The sequence below is a fragment of the Ruegeria sp. CDSC051 genome, assembly GCF_059610665.1.
Window position 1 is genome coordinate 107362 of record NZ_JBXWOC010000010.1, and the last position, 26314, is coordinate 133675.

Annotated in this window: 27 protein-coding genes; 15 read left to right on the forward strand and 12 right to left on the reverse strand. The window is 56.2% G+C overall.

The window, feature by feature from the left end:
• Window positions 1-16: 16 nt before the first annotated feature.
• From AC2FH0_RS18860 to AC2FH0_RS18875, 4 genes are all read left to right on the forward strand, one after another.
• Window positions 17-484: a c-type cytochrome gene (locus tag AC2FH0_RS18860; RefSeq protein WP_496692729.1), complete on the forward strand. Its 468-nt coding sequence runs from the start codon at window positions 17-19 to the stop codon at window positions 482-484.
• A 13-nt stretch (window positions 485-497) separates the two neighbouring features.
• Window positions 498-1406: a c-type cytochrome gene (locus AC2FH0_RS18865; protein ID WP_496790086.1), complete on the forward strand. Its 909-nt coding sequence runs from the start codon at window positions 498-500 to the stop codon at window positions 1404-1406.
• 218 nt (window positions 1407-1624) lie between these two features.
• Window positions 1625-2452 carry a cation diffusion facilitator family transporter gene (locus tag AC2FH0_RS18870; RefSeq protein ID WP_496790092.1) on the forward strand — a complete coding sequence of 276 codons (828 nt, stop codon included), beginning with the start codon at window positions 1625-1627 and terminating at the stop codon, window positions 2450-2452.
• Window positions 2453-2611: 159 nt separating this feature from the next.
• Window positions 2612-3367, forward strand: coding sequence for a hypothetical protein (locus tag AC2FH0_RS18875; protein ID WP_496709747.1), 756 nt, complete (start codon window positions 2612-2614; stop codon window positions 3365-3367).
• Between the two features lie 74 nt (window positions 3368-3441).
• On the opposite strand, the gene AC2FH0_RS18880 is transcribed toward AC2FH0_RS18875, so the two are convergent.
• The 3 genes from AC2FH0_RS18880 to AC2FH0_RS18890 form a co-directional block, all read right to left on the reverse strand.
• Complete coding sequence (locus AC2FH0_RS18880; RefSeq protein WP_496707496.1) at window positions 3442-4089, reverse strand: response regulator; 648 nt, start codon at window positions 4087-4089, stop codon at window positions 3442-3444.
• Window positions 4086-5489: a sensor histidine kinase gene (locus AC2FH0_RS18885; protein ID WP_142635991.1), complete on the reverse strand. Its 1404-nt coding sequence runs from the start codon at window positions 5487-5489 to the stop codon at window positions 4086-4088. Before AC2FH0_RS18885 ends, AC2FH0_RS18880 begins: the two co-directional genes overlap by 4 nt.
• A gap of 103 nt (window positions 5490-5592) precedes the next feature.
• Window positions 5593-5991, reverse strand: a complete 399-nt coding sequence (locus tag AC2FH0_RS18890; protein ID WP_271950120.1) for a MerR family transcriptional regulator — start codon at window positions 5989-5991, stop codon at window positions 5593-5595.
• Window positions 5992-6090: 99 nt separating this feature from the next.
• Between AC2FH0_RS18890 and AC2FH0_RS18895 the strand changes: the two genes are divergently transcribed.
• Together AC2FH0_RS18895 and AC2FH0_RS18900 are read left to right on the forward strand one after the other, a co-directional pair.
• Window positions 6091-6414 (forward strand): hypothetical protein, encoded by a 324-nt coding sequence (locus AC2FH0_RS18895; RefSeq protein WP_496692734.1) that lies wholly within the window; start codon window positions 6091-6093, stop codon window positions 6412-6414.
• A gap of 4 nt (window positions 6415-6418) precedes the next feature.
• The gene (locus AC2FH0_RS18900) at window positions 6419-6637 is read left to right on the forward strand and encodes a GDCCVxC domain-containing (seleno)protein (protein ID WP_496690570.1); all 219 of its coding nucleotides are present in this window, start codon (window positions 6419-6421) and stop codon (window positions 6635-6637) included.
• 365 nt (window positions 6638-7002) lie between these two features.
• Here the strand turns inward: AC2FH0_RS18900 and AC2FH0_RS18905 are convergent, their stop codons facing one another.
• The 5 genes from AC2FH0_RS18905 to AC2FH0_RS18925 all read right to left on the reverse strand — a co-directional run bounded on the left by AC2FH0_RS18905 (window position 7003) and on the right by AC2FH0_RS18925 (window position 11680).
• Window positions 7003-7830: an alpha/beta hydrolase gene (locus tag AC2FH0_RS18905; protein WP_496790088.1), complete on the reverse strand. Its 828-nt coding sequence runs from the start codon at window positions 7828-7830 to the stop codon at window positions 7003-7005.
• A 3-nt stretch (window positions 7831-7833) separates the two neighbouring features.
• Window positions 7834-8715: a tryptophan 2,3-dioxygenase gene (locus AC2FH0_RS18910; protein WP_496790089.1), complete on the reverse strand. Its 882-nt coding sequence runs from the start codon at window positions 8713-8715 to the stop codon at window positions 7834-7836.
• Window positions 8716-8778: 63 nt separating this feature from the next.
• Window positions 8779-9807, reverse strand: coding sequence for an L-threonine 3-dehydrogenase (gene tdh, locus AC2FH0_RS18915; RefSeq protein ID WP_496692743.1), 1029 nt, complete (start codon window positions 9805-9807; stop codon window positions 8779-8781).
• 14 nt (window positions 9808-9821) lie between these two features.
• A complete protein-coding gene (locus AC2FH0_RS18920) occupies window positions 9822-11006 on the reverse strand; it encodes a glycine C-acetyltransferase (RefSeq protein WP_496692735.1) in 1185 nt (394 codons plus the stop codon).
• A 110-nt stretch (window positions 11007-11116) separates the two neighbouring features.
• On the reverse strand, window positions 11117-11680 hold the full coding sequence (locus AC2FH0_RS18925) for a helix-turn-helix domain-containing protein (protein ID WP_496750463.1): 564 nt from the start codon (window positions 11678-11680) through the stop codon (window positions 11117-11119).
• A 118-nt stretch (window positions 11681-11798) separates the two neighbouring features.
• Between AC2FH0_RS18925 and AC2FH0_RS18930 the strand changes: the two genes are divergently transcribed.
• Window positions 11799-12974 carry an acetyl-CoA C-acyltransferase family protein gene (locus tag AC2FH0_RS18930; RefSeq protein WP_496750465.1) on the forward strand — a complete coding sequence of 392 codons (1176 nt, stop codon included), beginning with the start codon at window positions 11799-11801 and terminating at the stop codon, window positions 12972-12974.
• Window positions 12975-13071: 97 nt separating this feature from the next.
• On the opposite strand, the gene ubiB is transcribed toward AC2FH0_RS18930, so the two are convergent.
• The gene (gene ubiB / locus AC2FH0_RS18935) at window positions 13072-14601 is read right to left on the reverse strand and encodes a 2-polyprenylphenol 6-hydroxylase (protein ID WP_282022492.1); all 1530 of its coding nucleotides are present in this window, start codon (window positions 14599-14601) and stop codon (window positions 13072-13074) included.
• Window positions 14601-15353, reverse strand: a complete 753-nt coding sequence (ubiE, locus tag AC2FH0_RS18940) for a bifunctional demethylmenaquinone methyltransferase/2-methoxy-6-polyprenyl-1,4-benzoquinol methylase UbiE (protein WP_496709752.1) — start codon at window positions 15351-15353, stop codon at window positions 14601-14603. The genes ubiB and ubiE overlap by 1 nt, the downstream gene beginning before the upstream one ends.
• A gap of 86 nt (window positions 15354-15439) precedes the next feature.
• Between ubiE and mutM the strand changes: the two genes are divergently transcribed.
• The 6 genes from mutM to recF all read left to right on the forward strand — a co-directional run bounded on the left by mutM (window position 15440) and on the right by recF (window position 22043).
• A complete protein-coding gene (gene mutM / locus AC2FH0_RS18945; RefSeq protein ID WP_496692737.1) occupies window positions 15440-16291 on the forward strand; it encodes a bifunctional DNA-formamidopyrimidine glycosylase/DNA-(apurinic or apyrimidinic site) lyase in 852 nt (283 codons plus the stop codon).
• 65 nt (window positions 16292-16356) lie between these two features.
• The gene (gene acuK, locus AC2FH0_RS18950; RefSeq protein WP_142638228.1) at window positions 16357-17133 is read left to right on the forward strand and encodes an acryloyl-CoA hydratase; all 777 of its coding nucleotides are present in this window, start codon (window positions 16357-16359) and stop codon (window positions 17131-17133) included.
• A 228-nt stretch (window positions 17134-17361) separates the two neighbouring features.
• Entirely contained in the window at window positions 17362-17625 is a 264-nt protein-coding gene (gene rpsT / locus AC2FH0_RS18955) for a 30S ribosomal protein S20 (RefSeq protein ID WP_281973595.1), read from the forward strand.
• A 549-nt stretch (window positions 17626-18174) separates the two neighbouring features.
• Window positions 18175-19560 carry a chromosomal replication initiator protein DnaA gene (dnaA, locus tag AC2FH0_RS18960; protein WP_142638224.1) on the forward strand — a complete coding sequence of 462 codons (1386 nt, stop codon included), beginning with the start codon at window positions 18175-18177 and terminating at the stop codon, window positions 19558-19560.
• A gap of 227 nt (window positions 19561-19787) precedes the next feature.
• On the forward strand, window positions 19788-20909 hold the full coding sequence (dnaN, locus tag AC2FH0_RS18965; protein WP_142638222.1) for a DNA polymerase III subunit beta: 1122 nt from the start codon (window positions 19788-19790) through the stop codon (window positions 20907-20909).
• Window positions 20910-20948: 39 nt separating this feature from the next.
• Window positions 20949-22043 carry a DNA replication/repair protein RecF gene (recF, locus tag AC2FH0_RS18970; protein ID WP_496709753.1) on the forward strand — a complete coding sequence of 365 codons (1095 nt, stop codon included), beginning with the start codon at window positions 20949-20951 and terminating at the stop codon, window positions 22041-22043.
• Here recF and AC2FH0_RS18975 read toward each other — a convergent pair.
• Window positions 22040-22606 (reverse strand): carboxymuconolactone decarboxylase family protein, encoded by a 567-nt coding sequence (locus AC2FH0_RS18975; protein WP_282022489.1) that lies wholly within the window; start codon window positions 22604-22606, stop codon window positions 22040-22042. The genes recF and AC2FH0_RS18975 overlap by 4 nt on opposite strands.
• Before the next feature lie 99 nt (window positions 22607-22705).
• Here AC2FH0_RS18975 and AC2FH0_RS18980 point away from each other — a divergent pair, with 99 nt between their 5' ends.
• Entirely contained in the window at window positions 22706-23278 is a 573-nt protein-coding gene (locus tag AC2FH0_RS18980) for a TetR/AcrR family transcriptional regulator (protein WP_282022488.1), read from the forward strand.
• 101 nt (window positions 23279-23379) lie between these two features.
• A complete protein-coding gene (gene gyrB / locus AC2FH0_RS18985; RefSeq protein ID WP_271950736.1) occupies window positions 23380-25797 on the forward strand; it encodes a DNA topoisomerase (ATP-hydrolyzing) subunit B in 2418 nt (805 codons plus the stop codon).
• A 144-nt stretch (window positions 25798-25941) separates the two neighbouring features.
• On the opposite strand, the gene AC2FH0_RS18990 is transcribed toward gyrB, so the two are convergent.
• Window positions 25942-26199: an HNH endonuclease gene (locus AC2FH0_RS18990; protein ID WP_496709756.1), complete on the reverse strand. Its 258-nt coding sequence runs from the start codon at window positions 26197-26199 to the stop codon at window positions 25942-25944.
• Between the last annotated feature and the right edge of the window lie 115 nt (window positions 26200-26314).

The window sequence follows — 26314 nt, forward strand, 5'->3', positions numbered from 1 at the left end:
AACAGGGAGAGACATCATGATGAAGAAGTTCTCAATTTTGGCGGCAGGCATTTTGTCTGTAGCGGCCATTGGCGCAGCCATCGCCCATGAAAGCGAAAATCCGGCTGTGAAAGCTCGGACCTCAATCATGCAGCTCTATTCCTTCAATCTTGGTACACTTGGCGGCATGGCCAAAGGCGAGGTGGACTATGATGCCGAGGCCGCAACACGGGCTGCAAACAACCTTGTTGTACTAACGCAGATCGACCAATCCGCGATGTGGCCCGCAGGATCCGACAATGTATCCGATCCGTCCACCCGAGCGCTGCCTGCGATCTGGGAAAACTTCGCTGACGTTGGTGCGAAAGGGCAGGCTATGGCAGATGCCGCTGTTGCGATGCAGGCTGCGGCAGGGCAAGATGTTGATGCCCTGAAAGCGGCTATGGGCGATCTGGGTGGAAGCTGTTCGGCATGTCACAAAGCGTACAGAGCGCCAAAAGATTAATTGGTAGATAGCTGTGAAGCGGTTTTTCCTTTTCACCGCTTTCGTTGCACTCTTGGTTGGGTTGGCAGGTTTGGTGCTGACCCGACCACAAAGAATGGATCAATCTAAACTCGACGGTTTGCATCCGGATCTCACCAGAGGCGAAATCGTGTTCCACGCCTCAGGATGCGCATCTTGTCATTCAGCGCCGGATGCGGTTGGTGAGGACAAGCTCATGCTCTCCGGTGGTCGCCGGTTTGAGACGGAATTCGGCACGTTCATTGCCCCCAACATTTCCAGTGACCCAGAAGTTGGTATTGGGTCCTGGTCTGCCCTGGATCTGGCCAATGCCTTGATCCATGGGACCGGACCCGAAGGGCAGCACTATTTTCCAGCGTTTCCCTATACATCTTACGCCAACATTACGGCCGAAGACGTTATTTCGCTCCTTGCATTCCTCAGAACCCTGCCAGCGTCCAAAGCCGAAAGCGTTTCTCATGAAGTCGGTTTTCCTTTTAATGTTCGTCGTGGATTGGGGGGATGGAAACTGTTGTTCATGACACCAGGCTGGGTAGTCGAAGGTGATTTGACCGACCACCAAAGACATGGCAGGTATTTAGTGGAGGCGTTGGGTCACTGCGCCGAATGCCATACGCCGCGAAATGGCTTAGGTGGTCTGAAACGAGACCTTTGGCTGACAGGTGCACCAAATCCAAACGGGAAGGGTCGCGTCCCGGGCCTTACCTCAGACCAGCTTGATTGGTCCGAGGCCGACATTTCCGAGTACCTCAAATCTGGCTTTACACCGGACTATGACAGCGCTGGTGGTGAGATGGTGGAGGTCATCGAGAACACATCTCGCCTCACCGATGAGGACCGTTTGGCGATTGCCGCCTATCTCAAGGCGGTTCCTGTTTCGTCGGCGGTGCTTCCATCAGAGTAACAGTCGTTTGGCGCCATGCAGGGGGACCAGATGCTGTCGTCGATCGCCGGTAGGAAGCCGCAGGGCCAATTCCCTTTTCACCAACCACCTGTTTTACGTTTTGAACGTCGGAGCTCAGCAATATCCCGAGATTCTGTTCATGATTGATTGAGCGTTGTGGTCAAATGACACAAATAATCGCTCTTTAATCCATTCCAATATCCATTGCGGTACTGGCTCTGAAACTGTTGGCTAGGTGGCTGACAGGCTCGGTGGCGTTGTTGTCGGACGCAATGGAATCTACCGTGAATGTCGTTGCGGCGTTGCTGGCATACTTTGCGGTTCGGGTTGCCAATAAACCCCCTGATGAAAACCACCCCTTTAGTCACAAAAAAGCTGAGTATCTTTCCGCTGTCGTCGAGGGCGTATTGATTGTTCTGGCGGCGTTCTTGATCATCAGAGAAGCTGTACTGGCACACCCAAACCCGCATCTTGAGGATGCGCCTCTTTTTGGAATCGCCGTCAATGTCGTTGCAACGGGCGTGAATGGCGCATGGGCTTACCTATTGCTCAAAATCGGCAGTCGCGAGGGGTCGCCTGCATTGGAGGCGAGCTCCCGGCACATTTTCACAGATGTCATGACCTCAGTTGGTGTCATCGCAGGTCTGATACTTGCACTTGTCACCGGCTGGCTGATCCTCGATCCGATCCCGGCAATTCTTGTTGCACTGAACATCTTGTGGGAGGGCTGGAAAGTTATTCGGGCGTCTGTCGATGGACTGATTGATGTGACCCTTTCGGATCATGACTTGCAGACCGTTACTAATGCAATCGAAGCAAATCTCGGCGCAGCCTTGGAGTACCACGACCTCAAAGGGCGTAGATCCGCAAACGTCATCTTTGTGGAGTTTCATCTTGTTGTGGACGGCACAATGCCAGTCAGCGCGGCGCATGATATATGCAATGACATCAAGGAAGAATTGGATCGTTTGTATCCGGGTTCTGTCTTTGTCATTCACCTCGAACCTGATGACGAGCTGAAGGGTGACCGGGTTAGTTCCCGCTAAACTGGTCACATGGCTCAGCAAAAACTCTATTGGTTTGACTGATCTGACTAAGACGTTCGGCTTGAAATTCGTCAGACCTAAGCCCGATGTGGGGAAGCCGAACCAGAAGTAACCTGCCTCCAACGTCACGAAGCGTGATGCTCAAAATTGGAGGCGAAAATGAAAATTCAAAGAAAGCTTGGTCAACTTCTTAGTACCGCGGCGTTGGCTTCGTTGATCGCGGCAACACCTTATGTGCCAGCGTTTGATGCCGATGGTCGCCTACATTTTGAACCATCATATGCCTTTGCCAAGAGCGGCAGGGGAAGCGACGGGGATGGTCGCGATGATGATCGGGATGACGACAGAGATGATGACCGTGACGACGACCGGGATGATGATCGTGACGACAATTCGGGATCAGGCAAAGGTGGTCGCGACGATGATGATGACGACGATGACGACTCCAAACGCTCCAATAAGGGCAGCGGAAAGAAGGATCGGTCTCAAGCAGGTGGTAAACCCTTGGGTTCGGCCGGTGTAACAAAGGTCGAAACAAACGCTAACGGCATTGAAGTGCGTTACGCCGACGGAACCAAGGAGGAGATCGAAAACGGGCGGTATGAGAGAAAGAATGCTCAGAACCGAACTGTTGAGGAGCGCCCTGCGACCGGTGCTGACGTCTCAAGGCTTCGGTCTTTGGCGAATGGTATCTCAATCGACAACGTGCTCTCTTCTGGGCAAGGCGGCACTGCTGGAAGTCGACCTACGAAAATTGAACGCCAGGGCAACAATATCGAAGTGAACTATGCCAATGGTTGGAAAGAGGAGATCGAGTTTGGGCGCTACGAGCTGAAAGATCCGTACAACCGGACTGTTGTTGAGAGAAACGCAACGGCTTCCGATCGCCGAAGGTTGCAGTCGGTTGCCAACTGAGCTGCAACTCCAGTAGATAACCCGTTGGTGGCTTCTTGTAGAGGGGGCCGCCATCTTCGTACTAGAGACCGCTGTTAGTCTCCCTTGTTCCAAACATCATGGGCAATGAGCGCGGCCTCTACCCGGTTTCGCGCGTGAAGCTTGGACAGTATTGCCGTCATGTAGTGCTTCACGGTCTTTTCCTGAAGGTCTAACTCGTCAGCGATTTCACGATTACTCAGTCCTTTGGCTACACGTCGAAGTATTTCTTCCTCACGATGCGTAAGGTCATCGAGAATGCTGCTGTTCTTAGAGGTGCCGGTGTTAGCGTTGATTTGAAGCAGTACCCGCGAGGCCAAGCCCGGAGAAACGAACCCTTCACCTGCGGCGATGCTGCTTAAGGAAGCGGTCAATTCGCTCGCGGTTACTCCCTTCACGATGTACCCTATCGCGCCCGCCTCCAACGCGTCCGCGACGTCGCTGCTGTTCTCTGAGACCGTCAAGATTGCAATGAAAGGCGGATTTGCCATTGCCGCAATTTTACGTGTTGCGCTTATCCCGCCACCGGGCATCGAGAGGTCAAGAATGGCTATGTCCGGCTGATGCATGACGACCAGCGATACTGCATCTTCAGCGCTGGACCCGGCAGCTAAAACTTCAAAACCATCAGCTTCATCCAGCGTGCGTTGCAAACCATCCCTGAATATCGGGTGATCATCAGCTATTACGACAGATGTAGTCATGATGTGCCTAACTTTCTGGGAAAGAGTGTCATAGAAACGGTGGTGCCCTCACCCGGTCTCGATGCGACTTCGAACCTGCCGCCAATACTCTCGACCCGATCCCGCAAGCCCATAAGCCCCTGGCCACCATCGTCTCGCAACGCGGTTTCTTCTGACCTGTCAAAACCAGGCCCGTCGTCTTTGACCTTTATAACTATGCGGTCGTTCTGCGCCTCAGAGATAACGGTGCACTTGGAAGCTGGAGCATATCTCGCGGCATTGGAAAGCGTCTCCTGAAGGAACCGAAAAACGCACAGCTTGTCGGACAATGACAACTCTGGGGCCTGGCTACCCAAAAGTGAAATATCCGGTCGCAACGGGCTGTGTTCGACGTGATCCTCTACGGCTCTCTTCACAACATCGACGAGTGACAAGCTGTCGATATCTGGCGCAGAAAGCCCTCGCGATATTGCACGAATTTCAGCCAGAGATTTTTGCAAAGACTGCTGAATTTCCTCTGCCTCTTTAGAACTTTCGGACTCTTTGGAAAACGCCGCCTCCAGTCTAAGGGCGGCGAGCGACAGGTATTGCGCAGGACCATCATGTAGCTCGGCGCCGAGATTTTTGAGGAACCGATCTGTTTGCGTGGCATATCTTTCTGACGCATCTACTACACGCGACCGCAGCCGGGCATTCTGCTCGGCCATCCTCTCACTTTCTGTCAGGCGCTGTTTAAGAAGAGCCCCCTGTCGTCGAATAGTTTTGTCGCCAATTGCGACAATGGAATACAGAACAATAGTACTTGCCAGAAATGCGGAACCGACGACCAACCAACTTGTTCGCCTGGCCTTGGCTAAGTCTAACTCAAGCTGATCAGCTCTTTCGTAGAACTCCGCAACTGCGATGATTTCGCCGGACCAAAGTTCGCGGATGGGGCTGTAAACTTCAAGTAGTGGTATCCCCAAAGCCGCCTCGGCGGCGCTCTCGGCATGATCAAGCTCTTTGAAAGAGCCGGAGATGTCACCGCTCCACGCCCGCCTTAAGTCATCCGTTGGATTGAAACGGTTTCCAATGATGTCTGTATCAGAGGCATGTACAATCACACCGCCTTGCTTCCAGAATTTGTAGGAGACAATGCGGTCACGCATTGGCTGGGTCATGAAAATCTCGTCCAGCGCCAGGCTCGCCTGCTCAGAAAGATGGTTGCCATGTGCCAATTCCTGGCTGAGCGGGGATACTACGCTTTCCATATATAGCGCAGCGGAATTGGCGGAGTTTTGCACGACTGCGTTCTGGATTCGATTTGACACCCAGACCCCGACGATTGCGGTAGCAGTACCCATCACGAAAATGCTGGCCGCAAGAAAGACTCGCGACAGCGACCAATTGCCAATCGTCAGGTCAGTTACTTTCGCTCTCATCGTGAAATCGACTATGAACTACAATCTGTTATCGCACCACAGACCTTGGTCTGACGTGATCTGGCTAAATCTCAGATCCTGCGCTTCCGTCCAGTGGCCAGAGTCAGATATCGTCCATCGTTCTCAGTCTTTGCAGCATCGGGCATTGAACGTTTCCGCTATCACAATTGGCCGTAAGCTCACTCAAGGCGTACTCTAGGCGTCTGAGCTCACTAATCTTGCTTTGAACGCTGGCAATGTGTGCCTCGGCCAGTTCTTTCACTGATCGGCAGTCTTCGGCACTTCCTTCTGACAGCTCCAAAAGCGCCTTTGCGTCAGATAGAGGAAACCCCAGGTCACGGCACTTCTTCAAAAATCGAAGTCTTCCAACATCGCTTGCCGAATAGAGGCGACGATTGTTCAGAGCTCGTGCGGGTCTTGGTACGATACCTTCGCGTTCGTAATAGCGGATAGTTTCTATGCCGACCCCGCATTGCCGGGAAGCCTCGCCTATCGCAATCATGTGAAGTGCCTCCACTTGATCCTGTAGTTACTACAGGAGTTATACGCATTGAATGCTAGTGCCTCAACACAATCAAATCGCCTACCCAGGGAGCGAAAGATGAAAAAATATTTGACCCTCAGCTACCTGGGATCGGTTTCCGCTCTGGGGGTCGCGACATGCTGTGTTCTTCCAATGGCCATGATGTTGCTCGGCTTGGGTGGCAGTTGGTTGGCGATATTCGGAAAAATAGCGGCAGCAAGCTACTATGTTCTCGCCATCTCAACAGTGCTGGTCGCAGTTTCGTGGTTCGTAGCGCATCGAAACGGGACGTTGGCAAATCTGAAATGGTGGCTTGTCGGAAACACGGCGACTACCGCGTTGGCATGGGTTATCGTGTTCAATGAGGCTCAAATCAACGATTATCTAATCATGCAGATGTGAGACAATGACAAAACAAACTGTGGTGCTGGATAGCACTTTGACCTGCCCTCGGTGTGGGCACGTTGAAACCGAGAAAATGCCAACTGACTCGTGCCAGTGGTTTTATGAATGCAAATCATGCAAGGCAGTCTTGAAACCGTTAGAAGGCGATTGCTGTGTTTTTTGTTCCTACGCAACTGTCCCGTGCCCGCCAATTCAGTCAGGTGACTGCTGTTGTGGATAAGCGGGCCGCAACCGCAACATCCGAGAAAGGTTTTGATTGTCCGCATTGGCTCGTCGGCCAAAGTTTGCAAAGTCTGGTTTCTGCGCATCGCGACCATCAAACTCGCACAACTCTGCGCCATGGCTAACGGTAGCAAAGTCCGCGTCTCGCGAATTGCCTGACAAAACCTCGCTGCGCCCGGCACCAATAGCCGCTCTTTACGCCGCACTGCCGTGTTCAAGATGATGCCCGCGCAGCAATAAAATCAAATTCACAGATTGGGGCTCAAATCGGACACTTGCGGTACCGCCACAAATGCAGGGATATGGCGACTTGCGCAGTGCATGACGCAAAGGTCAGAATATTCTATCGCCCAGCACCTATGATTACCGAGGAGTCGGCAGGAACGTGCTTGCGTGCATGATGATGTCGAAATGCTGCATCCCTTTCTGCAGATCAAAACTGACAGAATGCCCGCCTTTACGCAGCAATTCCGCATAGTCCCGGCTTTGACGAATGAATTCGGGTGTGTCGCGCTCGGCGACGGTTACATGGTAACGCGGACCGGGGGCGGGCAGGTGCAGAATGGGTGAGAGATCGTGTATTTCGACCGGGGTCAGTTGCAGCGGGTCATTCACCGGCGTCAGGCTGATCGGTTCAAGATCATAGACGCCGCTAATCAGAATCACCTCTCGTACCCGCAAGCCGGCGCGGGCTAGCGCATCGGCTGAAGTCGCCATCATCATGGCCGCCAGATGTGCCCCGGCGCTGTGCCCCGACAAGGTGATCTGCGCCGGATCGAACCCAAGGGCCGTCGCCTGTGATCCCAGCCAAAGCAGGGCATCGCGGCACTCTTTGATCATCTGATCCAGTCGGGCCACTGGTGCAAGCGTATAGTTCAGCGTTGCAAAAGCTTGCCCGTTTTCCACCAGTGTAGGGGCCATCATCGCCGACTCACGCTGACTGAGCGCCTGCCAGTAACCTCCGTGAATAAAGACATGCAGCGGAGCGTTGGCCGTCGACGCAGGAAAGAAGTCCAGCACCTGTTCAGATGTTTCGCCGAAGGGCAGGTTTTCCCGGCATTCCATCCGGGCGCGGTTCTGCGCACTCAGCGCGGCGTAGCTCTCAAGATAGGGTGTCAGATCGCCGCCAACCATCGAACTGGGAGAATACTCCTGCTCCAGCTCTGTCTGAGTGAAACCACGATACAGCATCGCCTACTCCTGCCCGCTATACATCAATTCGGTGCGCACATCGTAGAGATCGTGAAAGAACCGCAAGTCCAGCGCTTTGCGCAGGAACGACACACCGCTAGACCCGCCTGTACCTGGCTGGTTGCCAATAACTCGCTCGACCGCGGTGACATGGTCAAACCGCCAGCGCTGGAACAGGGATTCAACATCCATCAGCTTTTCGGCCAGCGCATAGAGGTCCCAATACTGATCGGTATTGTGAAACACCTGAGCCCAGATTTTCACCACGCGCGGGTCGCCGGAATAGGGCTGTGCAAAGTCACGGTTTAGCAGGTCATCAGGCACGTCAAACCCTTGCCGGGCCAGCATGTGCAGCACTTCGTCGTAAAGCGAAGGCTTGGTCAGTGCGGCCCCCAATAATTCCATGACTTCGGGATCATGCTGATGAACCTTCAGGGTCGAGGCATCCTTGTTGCCCAGAATGAATTCAATCTGACGATAGCCATAGCTTTGAAATCCCGAGGAGCTGCCAAGTGCTTGCCGAAAGGTCATGTAATCGGCGGGGGTCATGGTCAGAAGCGTTTCCCACGCGGAAATCAACTGCCGCTGGATTGCTTTGACCCGGTCGAGATTCTTCATTGCCGGGCCAAATTCGTCCTCTTGCAGAAAGCGGCGCACTTCGACCAGCTGGTGATGCATCAGCTTCAGCCACAGCTCGCTGACCTGATGGATGATGATGAACAGCATCTCATCTGGTTGCGCGGGATCCTGAAACGTCTTTTGCAGATTCAGTAGGGTTTTGAGCTGCAGGAAATCGCCATAGCTCTTGCGGTGGGTTTCGGCGAAATCCGTGACCAGAGTGTCCTCGATCCCGCGTTCAAGATACCGGTTGTCCTTGTCGCTCATCTGCGCCTCCAAACACCTGAGTTCCCTCCTGTTTAGGGGGTGAAGCCGTTTAACGCCAGAGGGTTAGGTCCAATCCAGAACAACCTTGCCGGATCGACCTGATTTCATCTCGCCAAAGCCCTTGGCAAATTCATCAACCTTGAAACGGTGCGTGATCACTCGGCTGACATCCAAGCCGTTTTGTAACATGGCAATCATCTTATACCAGGTCTCGAACATCTCGCGCCCATAGACACCTTTGATGGTGATGGCCTTGAATACGATGCGGGACCAGTCCACGGGGGATTTTCCAGGTGGGATGCCCAGCAGAGCGATCTTGCCGCCCATCACCAGTGCCTCGACCATCTGGTCCAGTGCAATTTGTGAACCTGACATCTCAAGCCCGACGTCAAAACCCTGCTGCATGCCCAGTTCGGCGATCACGTCCTGCAATTCTTCTTTGGTCACATCGACAGGGCGCAATGTTGGCACGACATGCGCAGCCAGCGTCAAGCGGTCCGGATTGATATCGGTGATCACCACATGCCGCGCGCCTGCATGGCGGGCCACGGCGGCGGCCATGATGCCGATGGGGCCTGCACCGGTGATCAGCACATCCTCACCCAGCAGATCAAAGCTGAGTGCGGTGTGCACGGCATTCCCCAACGGGTCGAGAATGGCTCCGATTTCGTCGGGAATGTCATCGGGCAAAGGCACCACGTTGAAGGCAGGTAGTTTCAGGTATTGCGCAAAGGCACCCTGTTCGTTGACGCCGATTCCGCGCGTGCCGGGATCCAGATGGAACTTGCCAGCGCGGCTTTGGCGGCTGTCGGTTGTGATCAGGTGCCCCTCGCCGGAGCAGCGCTGGCCGATCTCAAGCCCGGTCACGTTGCGCCCGATCTCAACGATTTCACCGGCAAATTCATGGCCGGTGATCATCGGGGTGGGCACCGTGGCGGCGGCCCAGTCGTCCCAGTTCCAGATGTGGATATCGGTGCCGCAGATGCCGGTCTTGTTGATGCGGATCAGCACTTCATCTGGGCCGATTTCGGGGACCGGGGCCTGCACCATCCACAGCCCCTCCTCGGGCTTGGATTTTTCCAGCGCTTTCATCGTATTGGGTCGCATCAGATAATCCCCAGCTCTTTGCCGACCTTGCCAAAGGCGGCCAGCGCACGGTCCAGCTCATCCTTTGTCAGCGTCGCATTCATCTGCGTTCTGATCCGTGCCTTACCGCGCGGGACGACGGGGAAGAAAAAACCCGAAACATAAACGCCTTCGTCAAACAGCTTTGCGGCCATGTCCTGCGCCAGTTGTGCTTCGCCCAGCATTACCGGGATGATCGGGTGTTCGCCCGGTAGAAGGTCAAAACCCAACTTTTCCAATCCCGCGCGCCAATACTTGGCGTTGCCGAACAGTTGCGCGCGCAGCATGTCGCCCTCTTCGACCAGACGGATGGCTTCGATCCCGGCAGCAACGATTGAAGGCGGCAGCGAATTTGAGAACAGATAGGGCCGCGCCCGCTGCCGCAGCAGGTCGATCACCGGCTGCGGCCCGGCGATATAACCGCCGATTGCCCCCCCAAGTGCCTTGCCCAAGGTTCCCGTCAGAATATCCACAGCGACACCGAAATGATCCGGTGTACCAGCCCCGTTCGGACCCATGAATCCGGTGGCATGGCAGTCATCGACCATAACAATGGCGTCATATTTGTCCGCCAGTTCGCGGATTTTCGGCAAGTTAGCCAGATAGCCATCCATCGAAAACACACCGTCTGTCGCGATCATGATGTGACGCGCGCCGTCCTCGCGTGCCTGCTTCAGCCAGGCCTCCAGATCGTTCATGTCGTTGTTCAGATAACGATAACGTTTGGCCTTGCACAACCGTACCCCGTCGATGATTGAGGCATGGTTCAGACTGTCCGAGATGATGGCATCTTCAGGCCCTAACAAAGGCTCAAACAGCCCTCCATTGGCATCAAAACAGGCTGCAAACAGGATCGCATCGTCCTTATTCAGGAATTGTGCCAGCTTCTGTTCCAGCTCACGGTGAATGTCCTGTGTGCCACAAATAAACCGGACCGAGGCCATGCCGAACCCTTTGGGCTCCATCGCGTCTTTGGCGGCGGCGATCAGTGCCGGATGATCGGCCAGACCCAGATAATTGTTGGCGCACAGATTGATGACCTGCCTGTCGCCCACAGTAATTTCGCCGCCCTGGGGCGAGGTGATCATTCGTTCACGCTTGTACAGACCCTCCGCTTCGATCTGCACGAGGGTGTCGGTGACATGGGACAGGAATGCATCTGACATGGCGATCTCCGTTCAACTGAGTCGCATGTCTACCATAACGGATGAAATTCCCAAATAGGGGAATTACAGTATGAAGGAAAAATTTCCGTAAAGACGGAAATGCGCCGGTGTCAGGCGTTTTTGACGATCAGGAAAACCCTTGCTGGCTTCTTGGCAGTAATTGAGTGCAGAACGTCGGCCGCGTATCGCGCGGTGTCGCCCTGGTTCAGTTCGCTGACGGCACTGCCCGAGGTGACGCGCACCGCACCTTCAAGTACCGTTAGCTGTTCGCGCGCGCCACGCGCATGGGGCTGGCTGTTCAGAGCGCCGTCATTGTCAAAGCTTATATCATAGACCTCGTGCCCTCCGGCCTCTTCGGGCGGTGAGAGGATACGGATGCGGCAATTCTGGCCCATATTGTCGATGCTGGGCACTTCTTCACTGCGCAGGGTTTCGATCTGATCGGTGCCGTTGGTTTCTTCCAGCAGGCCTGCGAAGTCCACCTGCAGGGCGCGGGTCAGGTTCCACAGGGTCGAGATCGTCGGGCTGCTTTCACCGCGTTCGATCTGGCTGACCATGGATTTGGACACACCGCTGAGATTGGCAACCGCTTCAAGTGACAGGCCTTTGGCGCGGCGGGCCTCTTTCAGGCGGGTGGGCAGGCGTGTCAGAATATCGTCTGTATTGTCCGTCATGACGGAATCTCATGCGCATTTATGGGCCTTGTGTCAATTCCGCTTGTGACGGTACGTCCCATGGGACAGCCCCAAGGGTCGGATGCATAGTGCCCTCAAATCCACGAGGAGAAGAGACATGAAAGATATCGTCATTCTTGATGGTGCACGCACCGCGATTGGCACATTTGGTGGCGCATTGGCTTCGACCGCGCCGATTGATCTAGCGACCGTTGTGACCGAAGCCGCGCTGGAACGGTCCGGTGTTGCACCCGCGCAGATCGGCACTGTGGTGTTTGGTCATGTCATCAATACCGAACCACGCGACATGTACCTGTCGCGCGCCGCGGCCAAACAGGCCGGTATTCCGGTTGAGACGCCCGCGATGAACGTGAACCGCCTGTGCGGGTCCGGTGCGCAGGCGATTGTATCGGCCGTACAGTCCCTGATGCTGGGCGATGCTGAATTCGCGGTGGCTGGTGGCGCCGAAAGCATGTCGCGCAGCCCCTATATCGTGCCACAGGCCCGTTGGGGTGCAAAGATGGGCGATGTCGCCTCGATGGATATGATGCTGGGTGCGTTGAACTGCCCGTTTGGCACTGGCCACATGGGCATTACGGCGGAAAACGTTGCTGATGAGCACCAGATCACACGTGAGCAGATGGATGAATTCGCGATGGCCAGCCAAACCCGTGCGGCGGCTGCGCTGGAGGCGGGGTATTTCCAAAACCAGATCACGCCGGTTCAGGTCAAGATCAAGCGCGACATGGTCGATTTCATGGTCGACGAACATCCCAAACAGACATCCGCCGAAGCGCTGGCCGGGCTGCGTCCTGCCTTCCGCAAGGATGGCCGGGTGACGGCGGGCAACGCGTCGGGCATCAACGATGGTGCGGCGGCGATGGTACTGGCCACGGCGGAGGCGGCCGAAAAGGTCGGCTTGAAACCCAAGGCACGCATTCTGGGCTATGGCCACGCAGGCGTACGCCCCGAGGTGATGGGCATTGGTCCGGTTCCTGCGGTGCAGAACCTGATGGCGCGGACGGGCCTGACGCTGGGTGATTTCGATGTGATCGAAAGCAACGAAGCTTTTGCCGCGCAAGCGTTGGCCGTGAACAAAGAGCTGGGCTTGGATGCCGCCAAGGTAAATCCGAATGGCGGGGCGATTGCGCTGGGCCATCCGGTGGGTGCAACCGGTGCGATTATAACGCTGAAAGCCCTATATGAGCTGGAGCGCACGGGCGGGTCCAAGGGTTTGGTCACCATGTGCATCGGTGGCGGTCAGGGCATCGCCATTGCCTTTGAGCTGCTCTGAAACCGAACCAAGCAGGGGGGCTGTCTGGCCCTCATCGCGCCTGTGGCGCAATTCCCCCGAAGGTATTTTTGGCCGGATGAGGCGGGCGGGATTGGGTTTAGCTGAAGCTTGTCAGCAATAGGACGAGCGCCGCGCCGGTAGCGGCACCAATGGTGGCGGGCAAGGCAACGGACCATAGGCGCGACCGGGTCGGCTCATCCTTTTGGGTTTGGGAAATCAATGCGTTTTCCACCAGTGCTGGAAGCCGCGGACCAAACCGGGCCAGAACCATTGCTGTTTTGCCAAGATCGCGAAGTGCGGCGCGGGGGCCGATGGATTGTTTGATGTAGTCTTCGACCACGGGCCGGGCGACTTCCCAGATGTTCATTTGCGGGTCGAGTGAACGCGCGACGCCTTCGACCACAACCATTGTACGCTGAAGCAGGATCAGCTCGGTACGGGTTTCCATGCCGAAGCGTTCAGTGACTTCGAACAGATAGCTGAGCAACCGTCCCATTGAGATATGGGTGGCGTTCATACCAAAGATCGGCTCTCCAACCGCGCGCAGGGCACGGGCAAATTCGTCGACATCCTGGTTGGCGGGGACATATCCGGCCTCGAAATGAACCTCGGCCACGCGCTTGTAGTCGCGGCGGATAAAGCCAAAGAGAATCTCGGCATAGACCCGGCGGGTGTATTCGTCGATATGGCCCATGATGCCATAGTCATAGGCAATGATATCGCTATTTGCCGCGACCTTCAGGTTACCCTGGTGCATGTCAGCGTGGAAATAGCCGTCGCGCAAAGCGTGGAGAAGGAACAGGCGCAGCACGCGTTCGGCCAGATCGCGGCGGTCATGACCAGCTGCATCCAGTGCGCCATTGTCGCCCAGCGGGATGCCATCTGCCCAGCTGAGTGTCATTACCCGACGCGCCGACAGGGACCAGACCACGGGGGGCAACCAGAATCCGGCATCGTCCTTGGTGTTAGCGGCATATTCCGAGGCAGCCGAGCTTTCCAGACGCAAGTCCAGCTCGCCACGCACGACGCCGTCGAAATGTTCGATCACTTCCATCGGGCGCAGGCGGCGCGCGCCGGGGGCGAAGAGTTGCACGATTCGGGCAGCAAAATAGAACGCATCAACATCCTTGCGGAAGGCACGTTCGATCCCCGGCCGCAAAACCTTGACGGCGACATCCTCGCCTGTGCTGACCAACTTGGCCTTATGGACCTGGGCGATTGAGGCGGCCGCAATCGGTTCGCTGAACTCATCGAATATCTCGACGACGGGTTGACCAAGCTCTTTCTCGACCTCGGCCATGGCCTCGGCCTTGGAGAACGGGGGTAGTTTGTCCTGCAGCACGCGTAGCTGTTCGGCCAGTTCGTCTCCAACCACGTCGGGCCGCGTGGACAGAACCTGACCGAATTTTATATAAGCAGGTCCCAGGGCGGTGAGGGCACGGGTGGCTGGGGGCATCGACGGATCGCCTTTGTAACCCAGCCATTGAAAGGGTTTGCCCAGGGTGTGGGCCAGAACTCGCAGGGCACGTGGTGCTTCGAACGCGTCCAGAACGACATTCATGGCACCTGTCCGTTCCAGAGTCGCGCCGGTCCGGATCAAGCGGATGATATTGTGAGGGCCGCGCATCAGATTTTCCAGCCGGAATGCAGCGCGGCAATGCCCATGGTCAGGTTACGGTATTTCGCGTTGTCGAACCCGGCGGTGCGGACCATGTTCAGGAAAGTATCCTGATCCGGGAAATTACGGATCGATTCGACCAGATACTGATAGCTGTCATAATCATTGGCGATCAGTTTCCCCATGCGCGGGATGACATTGAAACTATAGAGGTCATAGAGTTTCTGCAGCCCGTCATTGGGCAACTGGCTGAACTCCAAAACCATCAGGCGGCCGCCGGGTTTCAATACGCGGTAGGCCTCGTTCAATGCCTCTTGCGGACGGGTCACGTTTCGGATGCCGAATGAGATCGTGTAGACGTCAAAGGTGTTATCCTCGAACGGCAGGGCCATCGCATCGCCCACCACCCAGTTCAGACTGTCCGACATCTGATCGGCCTCGGCGCGCTGGCGGCCTTCGACCAGCATCGGCTCGGTCAGGTCCAAAACAGTCGCATGGCCGCTGCCTGCACGTTTGAGGAACCGGAACGAGATATCGCCGGTGCCCCCCGCAACATCCAGCAGGCGCTGACCCGGGCGTGGGGCCAGCCAATCCATCATCGCGTCTTTCCAGACCCGGTGAATGCCCATCGACATGACATCGTTCATCACATCGTATTTTGAGGCGACCGAGTTGAACACGCCCTGCACGCGCCCGGCCTTGTCGGCCTCGCGCACGGTTTCGAACCCGAAATGAGTGGTCTTGTCGCTGTTGTCGGACATTTGCCTTGCCGTTTGTCGAATTTCGCCTCTGTTATAGGGCGATAAGAACCGGGCACAATGCTGCCCTTTGGAATAGGAGCCAGGAAATGCCCGAATTGCCCGAGGTCGAGACAGTAAGACGCGGCCTGTCCCCGGCGATGGAAGGTATCGTGATCGAACAGGCGGATGTGAATCGCCCCGATTTGCGCTGGCCGTTTCCTGACCGGATGGCCGAACGGCTGACCGGCCAGCGGGTTGATCGGTTGCGGCGGCGGTCCAAGTACATTCTAGCTGATCTTAGCAGTGGCGAAACGTTACTGATTCATCTGGGCATGTCCGGGCGGATGACGGTCTCGGGTGATCCGCTGGGCCAATTTGCGCATACCCATCCCATGCCCGAGAAACATGACCATGTGGTGTTTCACATGGCCAATGGTGCTCGGATCACCTTCAATGACCCACGTCGGTTTGGTGCGATGGACCTGCTACCTACTGCAACCGCCGAGCATCATAAGCTGTTATCGGTCCTGGGACCGGAGCCTTTGGGCAATGATTTTCATGAACAGCATCTGATCGAAGCGTTCAAAGGCAAGAACACACCGGTCAAATCAGCGCTGTTGGATCAGGGAATCGTTGCAGGGCTGGGCAATATCTACGTCTGCGAAGCGCTGTATCGGGGTCGAGTGTCGCCACGTCGCAAAGCGGGACAGATTTCTTCAACCCGCGTTGCCGGGTTGGTTCCGATCATCCGTCAAGTGCTGCAGGAGGCGATCGAGGCAGGTGGATCGTCGCTGCGGGATTTCCGGCAAGCCGATGGAGAACTTGGATATTTTCAGCACAGCTTTGATGTCTACGGGCGCGAGGGTGCGCCCTGCCGGACAGGGGGTTGCGGGGCAGAAATCAAGAGAATCACCCAGTCCGGTCGCTCATCCTTCTATTGTGTGCAATGCCAAAGATAGCTTGATCCAAGTTTTTCGCGTGGTAAGGAATCGTACCTGAACGGAACAACCGGAAGCTTTAACTCATGGCTTTTGAGACGATCATCGTCGAAATCGAAGACCACGTCGCCCTCATCAAACTCAACCGCCCCGATGCGATGAATGCGCTGAACACTCAGTTGCTGGGTGAATTGTGCACCGCGTTGGAAGAGGCGGATGGAAACGACAAGGTACGCTGCGTCGTCATCACCGGCTCGGACAAGGCCTTTGCCGCAGGTGCGGACATCAAGGAAATGTCCGAGATGAGCTTTGTTGACGTCTTCACTGTCAACCTGTTTGCCGAGGCCAACGATCGTATCTCGGCCATCCGCAAACCTATCATTGCAGCAGTTGCGGGTTATGCGCTGGGCGGTGGCTGTGAATTGGCGATGCTGTGCGATTTCATCATTGCCGCCGATACTGCCAAGTTTGGCCAGCCTGAAATCAATCTGGGCGTTATTGCAGGGCTGGGCGGCAGCCAACGTCTGACCCGGTTCGTCGGCAAGTCAAAATCGATGGACATGAATCTGACCGGTCGCTTCATGGACGCGGAAGAGGCTGAACGTTCTGGTCTTGTCAGCCGGATTGTACCGGCCAAGAAGTTGATCGAAGAAGCCATTGGCGTGGCCCAGAAAATTGCCGAGAAATCGCAACTGTCGACCATGGCGGCAAAAGAGGCGGTCAACCGCAGCTATGAAGTGCCGTTGAGCGAAGGTATGTTGTTCGAGCGCCGGGTGTTCCATTCGATGTTCGCCACCGAGGACCAGAAAGAAGGCATGGCAGCCTTTCTGGAAAAACGCTCGGCTCAGTTCCGGGACAAGTAAACCGGCCACGAAATATGTATCGAACAGGCGGGCTGAGCCCGCCTTTTTCTTGCCAGCGGTTCAGCAGTGAAGAATCGGCTTGGCAAAGCCTGAAAACTTGTCTATGCACCGCCGCTATACATGCGCGTGCGGCCCGCTTGGCCCGACTCACACTCGTGATTTCTGATCCGGTGCGGATATCCGTGGCGCGCTTACTACATAAACGTACCGAACAAAGGTCAGAGACACATGGCAAATTCGCCCCAGGCAAAAAAACGCGCTCGTCAGAACGAAAAGCGTTTCGCCGTTAACAAAGCGCGTCGTTCGCGTATCCGCACCTATCTGCGCAAAGTAGAAGAAGCAATCGCATCCGGTGACAAGGACGCAGCAACTGCTGCTCTGCGCGCAGCTCAGCCCGAACTGATGCGCGGCGTCACCAAAGGCGTCTTCCACAAGAACACAGCCTCCCGCAAAATGTCCCGTCTGTCGGCCCGCGTTAAATCGCTGGGCTGAGTCTTTATGTGACCTAGGGTCACGTAAGCATGGCTGAACTATTCCGAAGGGCGTCGCATATCGCGGCGCCCTTTTGCTGTTGCCAGAATACCGCGTCTTCACGTTGCCGAGAGATTCTTTCGCACAAAGACCCGAGTCAATATCAGAGTTTCGTTGCCGCAGACGTCGGCCTCTTGTTACCACTGATACAGCGATTCACTCGCTTGGGGGGACAGGCTGTTCCTGCGATTGTACTGACGGGCATCAGAGCGGTCGAGGAACGAATGTTGGCATCCGGATAAACCGGTTTGCTGATCTGCTGAGGGTCTTGGGGTAACCGAGGATCCGAGCCCTGTCTAAAGATAAGATTGCGAAGCGCAGGCCGCTTTTCGGGATATTCAGGTGCTGGATGTCACGAGTTTGGATTGTGCTGACTTTCAGGGACAAACCCGCCAAACTTCTGCGGTTTGGCGCAGGGTATCCTTTTGCGAGTGACATCGTGATCCGGGCGACCGGGGCTTAGTAATAAGGCCGACAGGCCAATAAAGAATGGGATGCGTGAGGCGCTTAATGACACAAGAGAAATGGGGACTACTGCGTAACAAACTGCTCAAGGCGATCGGAAAGAACAACTATACCACCTGGATCGAACCTCTTGAATTCCAAGAGCTGCAGGACGGTGTAGCGGTGTTCTCGGTTCCGACGAACTTTATGGGCAATTATGTGAGCCAGAATTTTGCGGATCTTATCCTGTATGAGATGAACACCGCTGGAGAATCTGTACAGCGCCTCGCGTTCCGAGTGGCAGCGAACTCTCCGGTACGTCCTTCGAACGACGTGGCAACTGCGCCTGCCCGCGTTCAGGAAGCGCAAACGCAGACTTTATCCGCGACCGCGAATGATGCGTTGGAATCCCTGCAGGCGGCGCCGTTGGATTCTCGTTTCACGTTTGACAGCTTTGTGGTCGGCAAACCCAACGAGCTGGCCCATGCCGCCGCGCGTCGTGTGTCCGAAGGTGGCCCCGTGACTTTTAACCCGCTGGTTCTGTATGGCGGTGTCGGCCTGGGTAAAACCCACCTGATGCATGCCATCGCTTGGGAACTAAAGACCAAACATCCCGAATTGAATGTTCTGTACCTGTCGGCGGAACAGTTCATGTACCGCTTTGTGCAGGCGCTGCGGGAACGCCGGATGATGGACTTCAAACACCTGTTCCGTTCGGTCGATGTGCTGATGGTTGATGACGTCCAGTTTATCGCTGGAAAGGATTCGACTCAGGAAGAGTTCTTTCACACCTTCAACGCGCTGGTAGACCAGAACAAACAGATCATAATCTCGGCCGACCGCGCTCCGGGCGAGATCAAGGACCTGGAGGACCGTGTGAAATCACGCCTGCAATGTGGTCTGGTCGTTGATCTGCATCCCACTGATTACGAACTGCGTCTGGGCATCCTGCAAACCAAGGTTCAGCAATACAGCCGCACCTATCCTGACGTGACTATCGTAGATGGTGTGCTGGAATTCCTGGCCCATCGCATCTCGACCAATGTGCGTGTTTTGGAAGGGGCCTTGACCCGGCTATTTGCCTTTGCCTCGCTTGTCGGGCGCGAGATCGACATGGAGCTGACGCAGGATTGCCTGGCGGACGTGCTGCGCGCGTCAGAACGCAAGATTACCGTCGAAGAGATTCAGCGCAAAGTGTCAGAATATTACAATATCCGCCTTAGCGACATTATAGGCCCCAAGCGTTTGCGCTCCTATGCGCGCCCGCGTCAGGTGGCGATGTATCTGTGCAAACAGCTGACCAGCCGCTCTTTGCCCGAGATTGGCCGTCGGTTTGGCGGACGCGATCACACCACGGTCATGCATGGCGTCAAACGCATCGAAGAACTGAAGACAACCGATGGCCAAATCGCCGAAGACGTGGAAATGCTGCGTCGCGCGCTGGAAGCCTGAGTATCTTCTAGGCATTAAACAGGCGCCCCGGATCCTGATAGCCGGGGCGTTTTTTTGTGCGCAATAGTCCACGGTTGGCTATGAACTGTGACCGCAGGGTCACGCGCCTCTTGACCCTGCGGGCAAACCGACTCAGAAATCCATAAAAAATCCTTGTGCCTCAGGGCGGAGGCGCTAACGTGCCAGTCCCGCCCATTTTCGGCACGCAAGTCAGAGGAATTAAGGGTATGAAGATCAGCATCGAACGCGGCACCCTTCTCAAGGCCGTTTCCCAGGCCCAATCCGTCGTCGAACGACGCAACACGATCCCTATACTTGCTAATGTTCTGATCGAGGCCGAAGGCGATCAGGCCATGTTCCGCGCCACCGATCTGGATATCGAAGTGGTCGACAAGGCCCCTGCGCAGGTGGAAAAGGCCGGCGCCACCACGGTTGCCGCCACAACCCTGCACGAGATTGTGCGCAAACTGCCCGATGGCGCGCTGGTCACCCTGACCGCCGACAGTGCGGCAGGTCGTCTGACGGTTGAAGCCGGGCGATCGAACTTCTCTCTGGCGACTCTGCCGAAAGAAGATTTCCCAGTTATGGCCTCATCGGAATACCAGTCGAACTTTACGGCTTCGGCAGCATTGCTGCGCCGTTTGTTCGACAAATCGAAATTCGCCATCTCAACCGAAGAGACGCGGTACTATCTGAATGGCGTCTATATGCATGTTTCAGATGGCTCCGAAGGCGGCAAGGTGCTGCGCTGTGTGGCCACCGATGGTCACCGTCTGGCGCGCATTGACGCAGACCTTCCGGATGGGGCTGCGGACATGCCCGGCGTGATCGTGCCGCGCAAAACAGTGGGTGAGTTGCGCAAGCTGTTGGACGATGACGAGATGGATATCGCCGTTTCCGTCAGCGAAACCAAGGTGCGCTTTGCAACGCCGGATATCACGCTGACCTCGAAGGTGATCGACGGCACATTCCCCGACTACACACGGGTCATCCCGCAGGGCAACACGCGGCAACTGGAAGTGGATGCGGCTGAGTTTGCGCAGGCCGTCGACCGGGTTGCGACGGTCTCGTCGGAACGTTCGCGCGCGGTCAAGCTACAGCTGGACACGGATAAGTTGGTTCTTTCGGTCAATGCACCGGACAGCGGTGCAGCCGAGGAAGAATTGGCCGTCGCATATTCAGATGAACGGCTCGAGATCGGTTTCAACGCAAAATACCTGCTGGAAATTGCTTCTCAGGTAGATCGCGAAAACGCGGTGTTCCTGTTCAACTCCGCTGGTGATCCGACCCTGATGCGCGAAGGCAATGACCTGAGCGCGGTCTATGTGGTCATGCCGATGCGTGTCTGATCGGCTTTGGGGGCTGATCGCTGAGGAAAGAGAGGGGTCATGACCTTGGCCCTGACCGAACTGACGGTCTCGCATTTTCGCTCTCACAAACTGGCGCGTTTGTCGCTGGATGGCCGTCCGGTTGCCATTCACGGACCTAACGGCGCGGGTAAGACCAATATCCTTGAAGCTGTTTCGATGTTTTCACCCGGCCGCGGCATGCGGCGGGCCAGTGCAGCCGAGATGACGCGTCGGCCCGAGGCGCTGGGCTGGAAGCTGTCCGGTCTGCTGCAAGCGCAGGGCCAGAGCTATGAGATCGAGACTTGGTCCGAAGCTGGCGCAGCGCGGCAGGTTCGGATAGATGGCAAATCCGCCAGTCAGATCGATCTGGGCAAGCTGGCGCGGGTCGTCTGGCTGATCCCGTCGATGGACCGGCTGTGGATCGAAGGCGCCGAGGGGCGGCGGCGATTTCTCGATCGCATCGCGCTGAGCTTTGATCCCTCCCATGCCGAAGCATCCCTGATTTATGAAAAATCCATGCGCGAACGAAACCGGCTGCTGAAAGAGCAGGTGCGCGATGCCCATTGGTACGCGGCGCTGGAAGGGCAGATGGCCGAGACCGGACACCGCATTCATTTGGCACGAGTGGCCGCGCTGAATCATCTGCGTGCAGCACAGGACCAGGCCCAAACGGGTTTTCCGTCGGCTGATCTTGAACTGGTTCAAACCGAAGGCGCCATACCGGAAACGGCGGAGGACCTGTGCGAAGCGTTGAATGAAAGCCGCTTTCGCGATCTTGCGGCGGGGCGGACGCTGGTCGGGCCGCACCGGTCGGATCTGTATGGCGTCTTTGCCGCCAAAGGTGTTCCAGCCAAAGATTGTTCAACCGGTGAGCAAAAGGCGCTGCTTGTGTCCCTGATCCTGTCCAATGCGCGGGCACTGGCCGGGTTGGTCGGGGCGCCGCCGATTGTGTTGCTGGATGAGGTTGCCGCCCATCTGGATGCCGGGCGCCGCGCCGCGCTTTATGAAGAGATTTGCGCGTTGGGGGCTCAGGCCTGGATGACGGGGACCGGGCCTGAACTGTTTGCAGAATTGGGGGACCGGGCCCAGACCTTGGTTGTCACCGAAGGCGATGAGGGCTCGGTCGTCGATTAGGCCGGTTCGCTGACCTTACGTTCCCACAAGAAGCCGCGCATTACTTCGTCAACTGGGGTCTGTGCCATGTGGTTGACGTAGTTCGACATGGTTTTCTGCGCCAGGCCCAGCACCACGTCCAACACGGCGCGGTGCGAATAACCAGCGTCAAAGAAGGCTTGCAGCTGCGCCTCGGTGGGATTGCCACGGCTCTGCATCATCTGCAGCGTAAATGTCCGCAGCGCCTCTAGCTTGGCATTGGGCAGCGCGGTTTCGTTGCGCAGTGCCTCGGTGATGTCATCCGATACCTTCATCATCTTGGCGATGCCGGTGTGGGCGGGCACGCAATAGTGGCACTCGTTTTCCACATTGATGGTCTGCCAGACGACGGTTTTTTCGTCATTGTCGAAATCGGTCTGCATGAAGAGACCATGCAGAACCTGGTAGCCTTCCAGATGCTGTGGGCTTTCGGCCATCACCTTATGCAGACCGGGCAAGCGGCCAAACGCGGCCTGAGATTTTTCCAATAGAGGTTTGGACCCTTCGGGGGCGGTGGTTAGGTCGTGGGATGGGAAATCGGCCATGTGGATGCTCCATTTTTTGATGTCTGAGTCGGAAATAGTCTTTCTTGAGCGATCACTCAAGTATATATTTGAGTGACCGTTCAAGAATTGGTGATGTCGATGCCCCGCAAACCTGCCTATGACCGAGACGCGCTGATCGCGCAGGCCCGCGACATATTCTGGCGCCACGGCTGGGCCGGCACGTCGTTGAAGGATCTGGAGCGTGAGCTGAAGTTGAAGCCAGGCAGTTTCTATGCGGCCTTTGGGTCGAAAGACGCGCTTTATGCGCTGGCGCTGGAACGTTACACGCAGGATGGTGTAGCGCGGCTGACAGCGCTGGCAGAAGACATCGGGCCGCTGGCCGCGTTAAAGACGCAGCCGCAGATTGTGATCGATTCCAGCCAAACGCCGGTGCAGGCCTGTATGCTCGCCAAGACCTTTGCCGAATTGCAGGCAAGGGATCACCAGCTAGCGCATAAAGCCAGCCGGCATATGGCTGAGATGAAGCAATGTTTTGCAACGCTGTTTAGGCAGGCGCAACAGGCCCGAGAGATCGGTCCTGACCACGATCCAGAGCGGCTTGCGGCGCGCTATCAATCCGACCTGTTGGGCCTGCGATTGTCCGCTGAACGCAGCGACGTCAACGCCAAGGAAATCGCCGCAGATATCGCCGCAGACCTCGATCAGCTTTGATCGGCTGAAAATCCAAACTCTGGCACAAAATATTGGGGGATCGCGTGACATTCCCCACCAGAGAACGTATAAGTTACCAAAATAATATAGGTACTAACGGCATGTCCGAAGACGCACAGGCACCGCAGGAATACGGCGCGGATTCAATCAAGGTTCTCAAAGGCTTAGAGGCAGTTCGAAAGCGCCCCGGCATGTATATCGGTGACACCGATGACGGCTCGGGTCTGCACCATATGGTGTATGAGGTTGTCGACAACGGAATTGACGAAGCTCTGGCCGGTCATGCCGACCATGTGACAGTGAAAATTCACGCCGATTCCAGCGTCTCAGTCAGCGACAACGGTCGCGGGATTCCGGTGGATATCCATCCCGAAGAAGGCGTGTCCGCCGCCGAGGTCATCATGACCCAGCTGCATGCGGGCGGTAAGTTCGACAGCAACTCGTACAAAGTGTCTGGTGGTCTGCACGGCGTGGGCGTTTCGGTTGTGAATGCGCTGTCCAACTGGTTGGAACTGCGCGTCTGGCGCAAGGGCAAAGAACATGTTGCCCGGTTCGAAGGGGGCGAAACCGTCGAGCATCTGAAAGTGGTCGGTGAATGTGGTGACCGTACGGGGACCGAGGTGCGCTTTCTGGCCTCGACTGATACGTTCTCGAACCTCGAATACTCGTTCGAGACGCTGGAAAAGCGCCTGCGCGAGCTTGCCTTCCTGAATTCGGGTGTGCGGATCATCCTGGTCGACGAACGCCCCGCAGAACGGCTGGAAACCGAGCTGTTTTATGAGGGCGGCGTGAAGGAATTCGTCAAATACCTCGACCGGTCAAAGTCGTCTGCCATGCCCGAGCCGATCTATATCAAGGGTGAGCGGGACGATATCGGTGTCGAAATCGCGATGTGGTGGAATGACAGCTATCACGAGTCAGTTCTTCCCTTTACCAACAACATCCCTCAGCGCGATGGCGGCACTCATATTGCGGGTTTCCGGGGTGCGCTGACCCGCACGATCAACAACTATGCCCAATCTAGCGGCATTGCGAAAAGGGAGAAGGTCAGCTTTACGGGCGATGACGCGCGCGAGGGCCTAACCTGCGTGTTGTCGGTCAAAGTACCGGATCCAAAGTTTTCCTCACAGACCAAAGACAAGCTGGTCAGTTCCGAGGTCCGCCCGGCGGTCGAAGGAATGGTGAACGAGAAGCTGGCTGAATGGTTTGAAGAAAACCCAAATGAAGCCAAAATCATCGTCGGCAAAATCATCGAGGCTGCTCTGGCCCGTGAAGCCGCACGAAAAGCCCGTGAACTGACCCGCCGCAAAACGGCGATGGATGTGAACTATCTGGCCGGCAAGCTGAAGGATTGTTCCGAGAAGGACCCGTCAAAGACCGAAGTTTTCCTGGTCGAGGGGGACTCGGCTGGCGGCTCGGCTCAGACAGGTCGGGATCGTTTGACACAGGCCGTGTTGCCGCTGCGTGGGAAAATCCTGAACGTGGAGCGTGCACGGTTCGACCGGATGCTGTCGAGCCAGGAAATCGGTAATTTGGTAATGGCGCTGGGCACGGGCATTGGCCGCGATGAGTTCAATATCGAAAAGCTGCGCTACCACAAGATCGTTATCATGACGGATGCGGATGTGGATGGCGCACATATCCGGACGCTGTTGTTGACCTTCTTCTTCCGGCAGATGCCAGAGCTGATCGAGGGCGGATACCTGTATATCGCGCAGCCGCCGCTTTATAAGGTCGCGCGCGGTAAGTCCGAGGTGTATCTGAAAGATCAGGCGGCACTGGATGACTACCTGATCAATCAGGGCGTCGAGGGTGCGGTGCTGAAACTGGGTTCGGGCGAGGAATTGACCGGCCAGGACTTGGCGCGCGTGGTTGACGAAGCGCGCCAGCTGAAACGCGTACTGGATGCATTCCCGACGCACTATCCGCGCCACATTTTGGAACAGGCCGCCGTGGCCGGTGCCTTTGTCCCCGGTGCGGTTGATGCCGATCTGCAAGGCGTGGCCGACAAGGTCGCAGCCCGTCTTGACCTGATCGCATTGGAATACGAACGTGGCTGGCAGGGTCGGATCACGCAGGATCACGGCATCCGCCTGGCTCGTATCCTGCGCGGCGTTGAGGAGGTGCGTACGCTGGACGGCCCGATGCTGCGCTCGGGCGAGGCGCGCAAGACCGGCAGCTTTACCCAAAGCCTGCAGGAGATCTATAACACATCCGCAACCCTGATCCGCCGCGACCGGTCGCAGGCCATCCACGGTCCGCTGGACCTGTTGCGTGCCATTCTGGAAGAGGGTGAAAAGGGCTTGTCCCTGCAGCGCTATAAGGGACTGGGCGAGATGAACCCAGATCAGTTGTGGGAAACCACGTTGGACCCGGATGCAAGGACGCTGTTGCAGGTACGGGTGAATGATATGCTCGAAGCTGATGACCTGTTTACTAAATTGATGGGTGATGTCGTGGAACCGCGCCGTGAATTCATACAGAAAAATGCTCTGAGCGTCGAAAATCTGGACTTCTGAATTTTTGTAGGTGCGCGCACAAACCTTCACGCACCCCATAAGTTTGCACGATTTGCTCATAAGCCTGCATTGTTTCGCGATAATAGTGCAGAGAAAAGTGAGCAAATCGCCTTACGCGGGTGCCGAAGGATAGATTTCAGTTTCTCAAGGATTGAACACCTGATCGCGATGCCAGACCAGGTTCTCCTTGTGCCCAGCAGTTAGACCAGAGATCCGCTTGGAATGTCCGGACAACGAGCTCAATGCCGGCGCGGACAGTTTACTCGAAAATCTAGATGTCCCATCGTCCTTGAAAGTCACCAGACCCTTGTCGAATGCTGCGTCCCATAATGCTGACAGCAAAATTCCGTTGTGGACGTCCAACCGCTCAGCATCAGTTTCGCAGTCTTTCCACGGCTTAATGTGTAAGGCTCTAGGTCATGTTGACAAATGGCGGATCTAGAGGCGGATTGAAGTGATATCCACGAAGCCAAGGAAGCTTTCGGCTGTCTTATCATAGCGGGTTGCCACACGCCGA

Excerpts from the sequence above, each read along its gene's own strand:
- AC2FH0_RS18860 (WP_496692729.1), top strand. The coding sequence starts at position 17 with ATGATGAAGAAGTTCTCAATTTTGGCGGCAGGCATTTTGTCTGTAGCG.
- AC2FH0_RS18875 (WP_496709747.1), top strand. The coding sequence starts at position 2,612 with ATGAAAATTCAAAGAAAGCTTGGTCAACTTCTTAGTACCGCGGCGTTG.
- AC2FH0_RS18880 (WP_496707496.1), bottom strand. The coding sequence starts at position 4,089 with ATGACTACATCTGTCGTAATAGCTGATGATCACCCGATATTCAGGGAT.
- AC2FH0_RS18885 (WP_142635991.1), bottom strand. The coding sequence starts at position 5,489 with ATGAGAGCGAAAGTAACTGACCTGACGATTGGCAATTGGTCGCTGTCG.
- AC2FH0_RS18890 (WP_271950120.1), bottom strand. The coding sequence starts at position 5,991 with ATGATTGCGATAGGCGAGGCTTCCCGGCAATGCGGGGTCGGCATAGAA.
- AC2FH0_RS18895 (WP_496692734.1), top strand. The coding sequence starts at position 6,091 with ATGAAAAAATATTTGACCCTCAGCTACCTGGGATCGGTTTCCGCTCTG.
- AC2FH0_RS18900 (WP_496690570.1), top strand. The coding sequence starts at position 6,419 with ATGACAAAACAAACTGTGGTGCTGGATAGCACTTTGACCTGCCCTCGG.
- AC2FH0_RS18905 (WP_496790088.1), bottom strand. The coding sequence starts at position 7,830 with ATGCTGTATCGTGGTTTCACTCAGACAGAGCTGGAGCAGGAGTATTCT.
- AC2FH0_RS18910 (WP_496790089.1), bottom strand. The coding sequence starts at position 8,715 with ATGAGCGACAAGGACAACCGGTATCTTGAACGCGGGATCGAGGACACT.
- tdh (WP_496692743.1), bottom strand. The coding sequence starts at position 9,807 with ATGAAAGCGCTGGAAAAATCCAAGCCCGAGGAGGGGCTGTGGATGGTG.
- AC2FH0_RS18920 (WP_496692735.1), bottom strand. The coding sequence starts at position 11,006 with ATGTCAGATGCATTCCTGTCCCATGTCACCGACACCCTCGTGCAGATC.
- AC2FH0_RS18925 (WP_496750463.1), bottom strand. The coding sequence starts at position 11,680 with ATGACGGACAATACAGACGATATTCTGACACGCCTGCCCACCCGCCTG.
- AC2FH0_RS18930 (WP_496750465.1), top strand. The coding sequence starts at position 11,799 with ATGAAAGATATCGTCATTCTTGATGGTGCACGCACCGCGATTGGCACA.
- ubiB (WP_282022492.1), bottom strand. The coding sequence starts at position 14,601 with ATGCGCGGCCCTCACAATATCATCCGCTTGATCCGGACCGGCGCGACT.
- ubiE (WP_496709752.1), bottom strand. The coding sequence starts at position 15,353 with ATGTCCGACAACAGCGACAAGACCACTCATTTCGGGTTCGAAACCGTG.
- mutM (WP_496692737.1), top strand. The coding sequence starts at position 15,440 with ATGCCCGAATTGCCCGAGGTCGAGACAGTAAGACGCGGCCTGTCCCCG.
- acuK (WP_142638228.1), top strand. The coding sequence starts at position 16,357 with ATGGCTTTTGAGACGATCATCGTCGAAATCGAAGACCACGTCGCCCTC.
- rpsT (WP_281973595.1), top strand. The coding sequence starts at position 17,362 with ATGGCAAATTCGCCCCAGGCAAAAAAACGCGCTCGTCAGAACGAAAAG.
- dnaA (WP_142638224.1), top strand. The coding sequence starts at position 18,175 with ATGACACAAGAGAAATGGGGACTACTGCGTAACAAACTGCTCAAGGCG.
- dnaN (WP_142638222.1), top strand. The coding sequence starts at position 19,788 with ATGAAGATCAGCATCGAACGCGGCACCCTTCTCAAGGCCGTTTCCCAG.
- recF (WP_496709753.1), top strand. The coding sequence starts at position 20,949 with ATGACCTTGGCCCTGACCGAACTGACGGTCTCGCATTTTCGCTCTCAC.
- AC2FH0_RS18975 (WP_282022489.1), bottom strand. The coding sequence starts at position 22,606 with ATGGCCGATTTCCCATCCCACGACCTAACCACCGCCCCCGAAGGGTCC.
- AC2FH0_RS18980 (WP_282022488.1), top strand. The coding sequence starts at position 22,706 with ATGCCCCGCAAACCTGCCTATGACCGAGACGCGCTGATCGCGCAGGCC.
- gyrB (WP_271950736.1), top strand. The coding sequence starts at position 23,380 with ATGTCCGAAGACGCACAGGCACCGCAGGAATACGGCGCGGATTCAATC.